The sequence below is a fragment of the Sphingomonas sp. BK580 genome (genome assembly GCF_014194975.1).
Classification (GTDB): domain Bacteria; phylum Pseudomonadota; class Alphaproteobacteria; order Sphingomonadales; family Sphingomonadaceae; genus Sphingomonas.
The window spans coordinates 389822-400945 of record NZ_JACIAY010000001.1 but is presented as its reverse complement, the minus strand read 5'-3'; the positions used below and the strand labels follow the sequence as shown (position 1 = coordinate 400945).

Sequence of the window (11124 nt, the reverse complement as noted above, 5' to 3'; positions counted from 1 at the left end):
CGGGATCCATGGCGCCGCGAGCGCCCCACCTGCGCAAACGCCGAGGACGTGCCCCCGCCCGCCGTGCCACAACAGGCGACGCGGGCGGGGGAACGACGCTGCGCGAGGCCGCCTAGAGTCTCATCGCCCGGGTGCCGCATGCGCGTCTCCCTGGCTGGAAGACGCGGCACCCGCGGCGCCCGCGTCGCGGTCGGCGAGCAGCTGCCCACCGGCGCCATAGTTCTCGGTCGACACTTCCTCGATCGCGACCTGCACCGCGGCCGGGTTCTTGCCCAGCCGCGTCACCAGCGAGGCCGTGACATCGGCCACGATCCCCGCCTTCTGCTCGCGCGTCGCGCTGCCCGCCAATCGGATCGAGACGAACGGCATCAGGCCTGCGTCTCCGGCTCGGCGGTCTCGTCGCCGGCGCCGTCCGCGTCGGCGGTCTCGTCCGCCGCGCCGTCCTCGTCGGCGAACCAGTGCGCGCGGGCGGCCATGATGATCTCATTGCCCTGCTCGTCGCTCAGTCCGTACTCGCCGAGCACGCCGCCGTTGCCACGCCCGTCGTTGCGCGAGTCGCGGCGCGGCGCGTCGTCGTTGCGGCGACGCGGCTCGGCGCGCTTCTTCTCGACGAGCTCGTCGGTGGCGAGATCGGCGAGGTCGTCGAGCGTCCTGATGCCCGCCTTGCCGAGCGTGACCAGCATCGCCTCGGTGAGATACGGCAGCTCGGCCAGCGCGTCCTCGACACCCAGCGCCTGGCGCTCCTCGCGCGCGGCCTGCTCGCGGCGGTCGAGCGCCTCCTGCGCGCGGCTCTGCAGCTCCTGCGCCAGATCCTCGTCGAAGCCCTCGATCCCGGCGAGCTCGTCGAGCTCGACATAGGCGACCTCCTCCAGCGCGCCGAAGCCCTCGGCCACCAGCAGCTGCGCGAGCGTCTCGTCGACGTCGAGCTCGTTCTGGAACAGCTCGGAGTTCTTCACGAACTCCTGCTGACGCTTCTCGCTGGCGTCGGTCTCGGTGAGGATGTCGATCGCCTTGGCGGTGAGCTGTGACGCCAGCCGCACGTTCTGGCCGCGGCGGCCGATCGCGAGGCTCAGCTGATCGTCGGGGACGACGACCTCGATGCGGTCCTCCTCCTCGTCGATCACCACGCGCGCGACGTTGGCGGGCTGCAGCGCGTTGACGACGAAGGTGGCCGTGTCGGGCGACCAGGGGATGATGTCGATCTTCTCGCCCTGCATCTCCTGCACCACCGCCTGGACGCGGCTGCCCTTCATGCCGACGCAGGCGCCGACCGGGTCGATGCTCGAATCGTGCGAGATCACGCCGATCTTGGCGCGGCTGCCCGGGTCGCGCGCGGCCGCCTTGATCTCGATGATGCCGTCGTAGATCTCGGGCACTTCCTGCGCGAACAGCTTCTTCATGAAGTCGGGGTGCGCGCGGCTGAGGAAGATCTGCGGCCCGCGGTTCTCGCGCACCACCTTGAGGATCAGCGAGCGGATGCGGTCGTTGACGCGCACCACCTCGCGCGGGATCTGCGCGTCGCGCCGGATCACGCCCTCGGCGCGCCCGAGGTCGACGACGATATGGCCGAACTCGACCCGCTTGACGACGCCGGTGATGATCTCGCCGGCGCGGTCCTTGAACTCCTCATACTGGCGCTCGCGCTCGGCGTCGCGCACCTTCTGGAAGATCGTCTGCTTGGCGGCCTGCGCCTGGATGCGGCCGAACTCGATCGGGGGCAGCGGGTCGACCAGATAGTCGCCGACGCTCGCGCCCGGCTGGAGCTTCTGCGCGCCGGCGACATCGACCTGCTTGTAGATGTCGTCGACCAGCTCGACCACCTCGACGACGCGCCACAGCCGCAGGTCGCCGTTGTTGGGATCGAGCTTCGCGCGGATGTCCATCTCCTGGCCGTAGCGCGTGCGCGCGGCGCGCTGGATCGCGTCCTCCATCGCCTCGATGACGATGCCCTTGTCGATCATCTTCTCCGACGCGACCGAGTTGGCGATCGCGATCAGCTCGGCACGGTTGGCGGTGACCCCGGTGGCCATCAGTTCGATTCCTCTTCTTTCACGCCGTCCGCGTCCGCGGACTTGTCATCGGTGTCCGCGTCCGCGGACATGTCATCGGTGTCCGCGTCCGCGGACAGGTCCTCGATCTCTTCGTCGGCGCCCTCCATCGAGAGCGGCACCGTCGCGGCGATCAGCCGGTCGGTGAGCACCAGCTTGGCATCGGCGATCAGCGCGAAGGGCACGCGCGCCAGCTCGTGGGTGCGCGAGTGGCGGATCGCGATCTGGCCGTCGGCGTCGATGCCTTCCAGGTCGCCCTTGAACTGCTTCTGCCCGTCCACTGCCTCGGTGAGCACGATGCGCGCCTCATGGCCGGCCCAGTCGGTGAAATCCTGGCGGCGCGTGAGCGGTCGATCGATCCCGGGCGACGAAACCTCCAGCCGGTACGCGCCCTCGATCGGGTCGCGTCCCTCGAGCTCGAGCTGGTCGAGCATGTCGGAGAGCCGGCGCGACAGCTCGGCGCAGTCGTCGATGGTGAGCTGGCGCGTGTCGGGGCGCTCGGCCATCACCTGGAGCGTGCGCTCGTCGCCCTTGCCGAACAGCCGCACGCGCACCAGCGCGAAGCCGAGCGCCTGCGCCTCGGGTTCGATCAGTCGGTAGAGGGAGTCGTTGTCGCTCAAGTGCACCTGCCGGACATGCGTTGGTCGCCGCCGCGGAGCGAGCCCCGCAGCCCCTTGCACCTCGCGATGTAAGAGAAAGCACGGCGGATATAGCGGTGTCCTCGCTTCGCCGCAAGCTCAGGCAGCGGGAAGGATGAATTCACCGCATCGGCGTCGTCACCGACCATCGCAGGCGCTCGCTTCGAGGGGGCGACACGGCAGCGGCACGTCCTGGCCCTTGACGCTGCACCGCACAATCGCGACTTCTGGTGCCACAGCACAACCATCGGGGACTCGACATGGCGACTGCCGCCACCGCTGACGTGCGCCGCGCGCCCGTCGGGCTGATCCATCTGTCGCTCGCGGTCGGCGGATTCGCGATCGGCACCACCGAGTTCGCGACCATGAGCCTGCTGCCCGACATGGCACGCAGCCTCCACGTCGACGCGCCGACCGCGGGCCATGTCATCAGCGCTTACGCGCTGGGCGTGGTGGTGGGCGCGCCGACACTGGCGGTGCTGGGCGCGCGGCTGGCCCGGCGAACGCTGCTGATCGCGCTGATGACGCTGTTCGCGCTCGGCAACGCGCTGTCCGCGGTCGCGCCGAGCTATCCGACGATGATGCTGGCGCGCTTCCTCGCCGGGCTGCCGCATGGCGCCTATTTCGGCATCGCCATGCTGGTCGCCGCGTCGCTGGTGGAGCAGGGCAAGCGCACCCAGGCGGTGGCGCGCGTGATGCTAGGCCTGACGGTGGCGACGATCGTCGGCGTGCCGCTCGCCAACCTGATGGGGCAGCTGATCGGCTGGCGGTCGTGCTTCATCGTCGTCGCCGCGCTGGCGGGGTTGACCGCGGCGTTGGTGGCCGCCTTCGCGCCGCGCGACCGCGGCGACCCGGCGGCGAGCCCGCTGCGCGAGCTGCAGGCGCTACGCCGCACCCAGGTATGGCTCACGCTCGGCATCGGCGCGATCGGCTTCGGCGGTCTCTTCGCGGTCTACACCTATCTCGCGGACACGATGGCGGCGGTGACGCAGGTCGGGCCGCGCATGGTGCCGCTCGCGCTGATGACGTTCGGCGTCGGGATGACCCTGGGCAACATCGTGGTGCCGCGCTTCGCCGACCGCGCGTTGTTGCCGACCGCGGCGGCGGTGCTGGTGTGGGCGCTCGTCGCGCTACTGCTCTGGCCGCTGGCGGCGCCGCACCTCTGGTCGGTGCTGGCGGCGATGTTCGCGATCGGGGTGAGCGGCGCGCTCGGCAGCGTGTTGCAGACGCGACTGATGGACGTGGCGGGCGACGCGCAGGCGCTGGCCGCGGCGCTCAACCACTCGGCCTTCAACACCGCCAACGCGCTCGGGCCGTGGCTCGGGGGAATGGTGATCGCGGCGGGCTATGGCTGGACATCGACCGGCTATGTCGGCGCGGTGCTGGCGCTGTGCGGGCTGGCGGTGCTGGCCGCGTCCGTCGCGGTCGAGCGATCGTCACCCCGGGCGCAGCCTGTACGTATCTGAGCGCCGGCTGGCGAGCGCCGTCTCGCGGTCCGGCGGCGTCGCCCGCGAGCACGTCGCCACGGGTCGGATCAGCGGACGCGGCGATGGCCACCGACGTCCGCCTGCTCACGCCCAGGCTGCTCGGCACCGCCTCGATCTCACATCACGATACCCGGCTTCGCCTCCGCGATCGCGGCGAGCACCATCCGCTCCCACACCGCGACGTCCCCTGCCGCCGCCATCGCCGGACTCGGCGCGCGCAGGGTGTGGAGCACCGCGATCGCGTCGTCGCGATAGTCCTTCCATGTCGCCTCGACCTGCGCCGAGGCCGACTCCGACTCGCCGTGGCCGTTGGCGCTGAGATGCTGGCCGGCGAGGACGCGCGCGATGCGGTCGACGGCGGGCGAGGTGGCGGTGTCCATGCGAGCTGCTCCTTCTCCTGAGGCGCAAACGTCTTAGCACGCGCGCGGCTCCGATGCGCGGCGGCGAGGGGGTGTGGCGAACGCGATTGACTCGGGCCGCGCTTGCCGTAGAGCGACGGAACGTCGATGCCGGGCGACCGGCATGGGCAGGCGCGGGAGAGTGCGGCGGGCCTTGCAGGCCGGGAGCCGCCGCCGAAGGAGCAACCACCCCGGAATCTCTCAGGCAGCAGGGACCGCGCCGGCCTTCATCGACACTCTGGAAAGCGGCGGCGCGCGCCCGCGGGATCGCGCCACCCACCGAAGGGGTAACCCGGTGCGATCCGGGGAAAGCTCTCAGGTCCCGTGACAGAGGGGGAACGGATCATCGCCGGGCAGCCGGCGCGATTCGCCCTCGCACGTACGGACATGATGATGAGCGACCCGGTCCTGGACACCGACGACGATCTCGAGCCGATCGAGATCCTCACTCTCCCACTCGACGCCTGGCACCGCCAGCGCGGCGCCCGCATGGTCGAGTTCGCCGGATATCACATGCCCGTCCAGTATGAGGGCATCATGGCCGAGCATCTGTGGACGCGCGAGCACGCCGGTCTGTTCGACGTGAGTCACATGGGCCAGCTCAGCCTCACCGGACCGAACGTCGCCGCCGCGCTCGAGGCGCTGATGCCGGCCGCGATCAGCGACGCGCCGCTCAACAAGGCGCGCTACTCGCTGCTGCTCGACGACGACGGCGGCGTGCTCGACGACCTGATGCTGACGCCGCAGGGCGAGGACCGCGTCTACATGGTCGTCAACGGCGCGACCAAGTACGACGACGTCGCGCACATGATCGAGCGCCTGCCTGACGAGATCACGCTCAACCTGATGGAGGAGCATGCGCTGCTCGCGGTCCAGGGGCCGGAGGCGGTCGCCGCGGCGGCGCGGTTGATCCCCGGCGTGGACTCGCTGGTGTTCATGCAGGCGGGCGCGTTCGACTGGCAGGGTCACGAGCTGTGGATCAGCCGATCGGGCTATACCGGCGAGGACGGCGTCGAGATATCGGTGCCGGCCGAGGCGGCGGTGGCGCTCGCCGACGCGCTCGTCGCGCAGCCGGAGATCAAGCCGATCGGCCTGGGCGCGCGCGACTCGCTGCGACTGGAGGCGGGGCTGCCGCTCTACGGCCACGACCTCGACCCCACCACCACGCCGGTGATGGCCGACCTCGGCTTCGCGCTGGCTAAGCGCCGCCGCGAGGCCGCCGACTTCCCCGGCGCCGCGCGCGTGCTCGCCGAGCGCGAGGCCGGGCCGGCGCTGCGCCGCGTCGGGCTGCTCGTCGCGGGGCGCCAGCCGGTGCGCGAGGGCGCGACCGTGGTCGACGACGCCGGCGCGACCGTCGGCCGCGTCACCAGCGGCGGCTTCGCGCCGAGCGTCGGGGCGCCGATCGCGATGGCCTATGTCCCCGCGGCGCTCGCCGCTCCCGGCACCGGCCTGACGTTGTCACAGCGCGGCAAGGCGCACCAGGCGACAGTCGCACCCATGCCGTTCGTTCCCCACCGTTACTTCCGAGGAGTGAAGTGAGATGAGCCGTTATTTCACCGAGGATCACGAGTGGATCGAGGTCGACGGCCAGACCGGCACGGTCGGCATCAGCGACTATGCGCAGGGCCAGCTCGGCGACATCGTCTTCGTCGAGGCGCCGGACTCGGGCCGCAGCCTGAGCAAGGGCGACGAGGCCGCGGTGGTCGAGAGCGTCAAGGCCGCGTCCGACGTCTACGCGCCAGTGTCGGGCACGGTGACCGAGGGGAATCCCGCGCTCGCCGACGAGCCGTCGCTCGTCAATTCGGACCCGGAGGGCGAGGGCTGGTTCTTCAAGCTCACCCTCAGCGACCCGGGCGAGCTCGAAGCGCTGATGGACGAGACCGCCTACGCCGCCTTCGTCGCCAAATTGTGATGTGACTCTCCTCCCGGGCGGGAGGGGAGCAACGCCTCCCCCAAGGGGAGGCGGGAGAGACCAGATTATGCGCTACCTTCCTCTCACCCCGTCCGATCGCGGCGACATGCTCGCGGTGATCGGGGCCGGCTCGATCGACGACCTGTTCGTCGACGTGCCCGAGTCCGCGCGGCTCGACGGCCCCGTGCGCGACCTGCCGCTCCACGCCAGCGAGCTCGCGGTCGAGCGCCACATGACCGCGCTGGCGCGCCGGAACACCGTCGCGGGCGAGGTGCCTTTCTTCCTCGGCGCCGGCGCCTACCGTCACCACGTGCCGGCGTCGGTGGACCATCTGATCCAGCGCGGCGAGTTCCTCACCGCCTACACGCCCTATCAGCCCGAGATCGCGCAGGGCACGCTGCAGATGCTGTTCGAGTTCCAGACGCAGGTCGCGCGCCTGCTCGGGACCGACGTGGCCAACGCCAGCATGTACGACGGCTCGACCGCCTGCTGGGAGGCGATCGGCATGGCGCGCCGGATCACGCGGCGCGGCAAGGCGCTGCTCTCGTCCGGGCTGCACCCGCATTACGTCTCGGTCGCCAAGACGATGGCGCGCTACACCGGCGACCTGCTCGAGACCGGCGCGCCCGCGCTGACCGCCGCGACCGACGTCGACCAGCTGATCGCCGCGATCGACGCCGACACCTCGTGCGTGGTGGTGCAATATCCCGACATCCTCGGGCGCGTCGCCGACCTGACGCCGCTCGCCGAGGCGTGCCAGGCGAACAAGGCGCTGCTGATCGCGGTGGTGACCGAGCCGGTCGCGCTGGGCGCGCTGCGCGCGCCGGGCGAGATGGGCGCGGACATCGTCGTCGGCGAGGGCCAGTCGCTCGGTGTCGGGCTCCAGTTCGGCGGACCCTATGTCGGGCTGTTCGGCTGCAAGGACAAATACGTCCGCCAGATGCCGGGCCGGCTGTGCGGCGAGACCGTGGACGCCGACGGGCGGCGCGGCTTCGTGCTGACGCTCTCGACGCGTGAGCAGCATATCCGCCGCGAGAAGGCGACCAGCAACATCTGCACCAACTCGGGCCTGTGCGCTTTGGCCTTCTCGATCCACATGACCTTGCTGGGTGAGGCGGGGCTGCGCCGGCTCGCCGCGGTGAACCACGCGAGCGCCTGCCGCGCCGCCGACCGGCTCGCGCAGGTGCCCGGCGTGCGCGTGATCAACCAGGCCTTCTTCAACGAGTTCACGCTCGACCTCGGGCAGGAGGCGCGGCCCGTGGTGCGCACGCTGGCGGAGCGCGGGGTGCTCGCGGGCGTGTCGCTCGGGCGGCTCTACCCGGGCGAGGCGGCGCTGGAGAACGGCCTGGTGGTGGCGGTGACCGAGACGGTGACCGACGACGATATCGAGGCGCTGGCGACGGCGCTGACGGAGGTGCTGGCATGACGATCAACCAGAGCGGCTGGAAGCCGACCGCGCCCGCGGGCCGCGGCGACGCGGCGGGCACGACCTTCACCGGCAACAAGGCGCTGATGCTGGAGGAGCCGCTGATCTTCGAGATCGGCGACGACCAGACCACCGGCGTGGATCTCGCCGCGGGTGACGCCGCGGGCTCGCGGCTGGGCGGTCTCGCGCGTACCGCGCCGATCGGGCTGCCGGGCCTCTCCGAGCCCGAGACGGTGCGCCACTACACGCGGCTGAGCCGGCAGAATTACGCGATCGACCTCGGCCTCTTCCCGCTCGGCTCGTGCACGATGAAGCACAACCCGCGGCTGAACGAGAAGATGGCGCGGCTGCCGGGCTTCGCCGACGTCCATCCGCTCCAGCCGGTCGACACGGTGCAGGGCGCGCTGGAGGTCATCCACCAGCTCGCGCACTGGCTGATCACGCTCACCGGCATGCACTCGGTGGCGATGAGCCCCAAGGCGGGCGCGCACGGCGAGCTGTGTGGCATCCTCGCGATCAAGGCGGCGTTGGCGAAGCGCGGCGAGGGGCACCGCAAGGTCATCCTGGTGCCCGAGTCGGCGCACGGCACCAACCCCGCCACCGCCGCCTTCGCGGGCTTCAGCGTGGAGGACATCCCCGCCACCGCCGAGGGGCGCGTCGACACCGCGGCGCTCACGGCGCGGCTCGGCCCGGACGTGGCCGGCGTGATGATCACCAACCCCAACACCTGCGGCCTGTTCGAGCGCGACCTCAAGGCGATCTCGGACGCGGTCCACGCCGCGGGCGGGTACGTCTATTGCGACGGCGCCAATTTCAACGCGATCGTCGGCCGCGTCCGCCCGGGCGACCTCGGCGTGGACGCGATGCACATCAACCTGCACAAGACCTTCTCCACCCCGCACGGCGGCGGCGGGCCGGGGTCGGGGCCGGTGGTGTTCTCCGAGGCGCTGACCCCGTTCGCGCCGCTGCCCTTCGTCGAGCGCGACGGCGACCAGTACCGCCTCGTCGAGGAGGAGAATGCCGAGGAGCATCACGCCGACAGCTTCGGCCGCATGGTCGCTTTCCACGGTCAGATGGGGATGTTCACGCGCGCGCTGACCTACATCCTCAGCCACGGCGCGGACGGGCTGCGCCAAGTCGCCGAGGACGCGGTGCTCAACGCCAATTACGTGCTGCGCCGGCTGGAGGATACGCTCGATGCGCCGTTCGCCGGCTCGGGGCCGTGCATGCACGAGGCGATCTTCTCCGATCGCGGTCTGGCGCCGGGCTTCTCCACGATCGACATCGCCAAGGCGCTGATCGACGAGGGCTATCACCCGATGACCATGTATTTCCCGCTGGTCGTCCACGGCGCGATGCTGGTCGAGCCGACCGAGACCGAGAGCAAGGCCGCACTCGACCAGTTCATCGGCGCGCTGCGCTCGGTGGCGGAGCGCGCCAAGGCGGGCGACGAGTCACTCAAGACCGCGCCACATTTCGCCCCGCGCGCGCGGCTCGACGAGACGCTGGCGGCGCGCAAGCCGGTGCTGGTGTGGAAGCCGAAGCTCCAGGAGGCGCAGGCGGCGGAGTAGGGGGCAGCATCTCCGGCTGTCCCTGCGACCCTTCGTTCGCGTCGAGCAGTCGTGAGCGTGTCGAGACGACGGGTCGAGAGATGTCCGCACGCGTCTCTCGACCCGGGTTCTCGGCGCGCGCAGATCCTGCTCGGGCCGAACCAACGCTGTCCTCACCCGATCCCCTGCGCCATCGCCTGCCGCGTCTCCTCGCGCCGGCGGACGTGCTCGCGCCACACGATGTACAACCCCGCCGCGACGATCACCGGCGCACCGACCCAGGTGGCGCGGTCGGGGAGGTGGTCGAAGACCAGCCAGCCGAGCAACGTCGCCCAGAGCAGCGACGTATAGTCCATCGGCACCACCGCCGAGACCGGCCCGAAGCTCAGCGAGCTCGTCATCGCCACCTGCGCCGCGCCGCCGAACAGTCCGCAGGTCACGAGGATCAGCCAGAGCCACGGCGTGTGCGGCTGTGCCCAGATCGCATAGGCGATCCCGAGCGGCACCAGCGAGAGCGTCGAGAACCAGAAGACGGTGGTGAGCGGTCTCTCGGTGCGCCCGATCGTGCGCAGCAGGATCGTCACCACCGCGGTCAGCACCGCCGCGAGCAGACCGCTCAGCGCGCCGTGGAGCGGGATCTCGTGGCCGCCGGGCTGCGCCACGATGACCACACCGGTGAAGCCCACCGCCACCGCGGCCCAGCGGCGCCACCCGGTCGGTTCCTTGAGCAGCAGCGCGCCCAAGACAGTGGCGAAGATCGGCATCGAGAAGCCGATCGTCGTCGCCTCGGCGAGCGGCAGCACCGTCAGCGTGTAGAAGGTGAAGGCCATCGAGATCAGCCCCACGGTCGCGCGCGCCAGGTGCGCGCCGAAGCGCCGCGTCGGCAATGTCGCGAAGCCGGGGACGACTCCCACCACCGCGGTGACGAGCAGCGCGGCGCCGCATTGGCGCCAGAAGAGGATCTCCGCGAGGTGCGCACCGCCCGCCTCGGCCAATTTGATGCAGGTGTTCATCAGCGCGAACAGCGCCACCGAGGTGAGCCGCAGCGCGACGGCGAGCAGGATGCGATCGGATGCCACCCGCGGCGCCATAGCGGCTTTCAGCGCGCCGTGGTGACGTAAGTGCGACGCCTCGCCGGAGGAGCTGCCTGGAACGAAGCGGCGCCCCGCGAGCTACGGGTAGGTTGTTCCATGTCAGGCAGGTTCTCCATGTTCCCGGTGCGTCATCTCGGATCCCTTGGCGTGGTCGTCGCGGCGTCTCTCGCGGTCGCGGCGACGCCCGCGCACGCTGCCGAGATATCGACCCATGTGCTCGACCTGACCCGCGGGTCGGGCGGGAAGGGCGTGCCGGTGAGCCTCGAACGCCGGTCGTCGGCCGGACGCTGGGAGCGGATCGGCGAGGCGCGCACCGACGCGGACGGGCGCGTGCGCCGGATCGGTGATCCCGCGACGATCGGGGCCGGCATCTATCGACTCACCTTCGACATGACCCGCTACCCTGACGCCGCGGCCAAGCCGTTCTTCCCCGAGATCGTGCTCACCTTCAGCGTGACGGATGCCGCCGCTCACTATCACGTGCCGGTCGCCGTGAGCCCCTACGGCTACTCGACGTATCGCGGCAGCTGAGCCCCGCGACGCGGCGGTTTACGCGTGCCCGGCTTCGCGT

General features: G+C 70.9%; 11 protein-coding genes and 2 riboswitches. Of the genes, 6 read left to right on the top strand and 5 right to left on the bottom strand.

Translation table 11 applies throughout. The annotated features are described in order from the left end of the window. Positions 1–120 precede the first annotated feature (120 nt). The 3 genes from FHY05_RS01860 to rimP are packed head-to-tail and all read right to left on the bottom strand — an operon-like array spanning position 121 to position 2668. Complete coding sequence (locus FHY05_RS01860) at positions 121–369, bottom strand: 4-oxalocrotonate tautomerase family protein (protein ID WP_183942695.1); 249 nt, start codon at positions 367–369, stop codon at positions 121–123. Beyond that, a complete protein-coding gene (gene nusA, locus FHY05_RS01855; RefSeq protein ID WP_183942694.1) occupies positions 369–2030 on the bottom strand; it encodes a transcription termination factor NusA in 1662 nt (553 codons plus the stop codon). Before nusA ends, FHY05_RS01860 begins: the two co-directional genes overlap by 1 nt. Next, positions 2030–2668 carry a ribosome maturation protein RimP gene (gene rimP, locus FHY05_RS01850; protein WP_183942693.1) on the bottom strand — a complete coding sequence of 213 codons (639 nt, stop codon included), beginning with the start codon at positions 2666–2668 and terminating at the stop codon, positions 2030–2032. The genes nusA and rimP overlap by 1 nt, the downstream gene beginning before the upstream one ends. 278 nt (positions 2669–2946) lie before the next feature. Between rimP and FHY05_RS01845 the strand changes: the two genes are divergently transcribed. Beyond that, positions 2947–4152 (top strand): MFS transporter, encoded by a 1206-nt coding sequence (locus FHY05_RS01845; RefSeq protein ID WP_183942692.1) that lies wholly within the window; start codon positions 2947–2949, stop codon positions 4150–4152. A 137-nt stretch (positions 4153–4289) separates the two neighbouring features. Here FHY05_RS01845 and FHY05_RS01840 read toward each other — a convergent pair whose 3' ends face one another. After that, complete coding sequence (locus FHY05_RS01840) at positions 4290–4553, bottom strand: hypothetical protein (protein ID WP_183942691.1); 264 nt, start codon at positions 4551–4553, stop codon at positions 4290–4292. Positions 4554–4696: 143 nt separating this feature from the next. Then, a riboswitch (glycine riboswitch) is annotated at positions 4697–4799 on the top strand. After that, positions 4800–4912: riboswitch (glycine riboswitch) on the top strand. A gap of 52 nt (positions 4913–4964) precedes the next feature. On the opposite strand from FHY05_RS01840, the gene gcvT reads away from it, so the two are divergent. From gcvT to gcvPB, 4 genes are all read left to right on the top strand, one after another. Continuing rightward, positions 4965–6110, top strand: coding sequence for a glycine cleavage system aminomethyltransferase GcvT (gcvT, locus tag FHY05_RS01835; RefSeq protein ID WP_183942690.1), 1146 nt, complete (start codon positions 4965–4967; stop codon positions 6108–6110). Between the two features lies 1 nt (position 6111). After that, on the top strand, positions 6112–6483 hold the full coding sequence (gcvH, locus tag FHY05_RS01830; protein ID WP_183942689.1) for a glycine cleavage system protein GcvH: 372 nt from the start codon (positions 6112–6114) through the stop codon (positions 6481–6483). 67 nt (positions 6484–6550) lie between these two features. Further along, positions 6551–7909 (top strand): aminomethyl-transferring glycine dehydrogenase subunit GcvPA, encoded by a 1359-nt coding sequence (gene gcvPA, locus FHY05_RS01825; RefSeq protein ID WP_183942688.1) that lies wholly within the window; start codon positions 6551–6553, stop codon positions 7907–7909. After that, positions 7906–9480, top strand: coding sequence for an aminomethyl-transferring glycine dehydrogenase subunit GcvPB (gene gcvPB / locus FHY05_RS01820; protein WP_183942687.1), 1575 nt, complete (start codon positions 7906–7908; stop codon positions 9478–9480). Before gcvPA ends, gcvPB begins: the two co-directional genes overlap by 4 nt. Before the next feature lie 152 nt (positions 9481–9632). Here gcvPB and FHY05_RS01815 read toward each other — a convergent pair whose 3' ends face one another. Next, the gene (locus FHY05_RS01815) at positions 9633–10538 is read right to left on the bottom strand and encodes a DMT family transporter (protein ID WP_311732341.1); all 906 of its coding nucleotides are present in this window, start codon (positions 10536–10538) and stop codon (positions 9633–9635) included. A 129-nt stretch (positions 10539–10667) separates the two neighbouring features. Between FHY05_RS01815 and uraH the strand changes: the two genes are divergently transcribed. Further along, the gene (uraH, locus tag FHY05_RS01810) at positions 10668–11084 is read left to right on the top strand and encodes a hydroxyisourate hydrolase (protein WP_183942685.1); all 417 of its coding nucleotides are present in this window, start codon (positions 10668–10670) and stop codon (positions 11082–11084) included. The last annotated feature ends 40 nt before the right edge of the window (positions 11085–11124 follow it).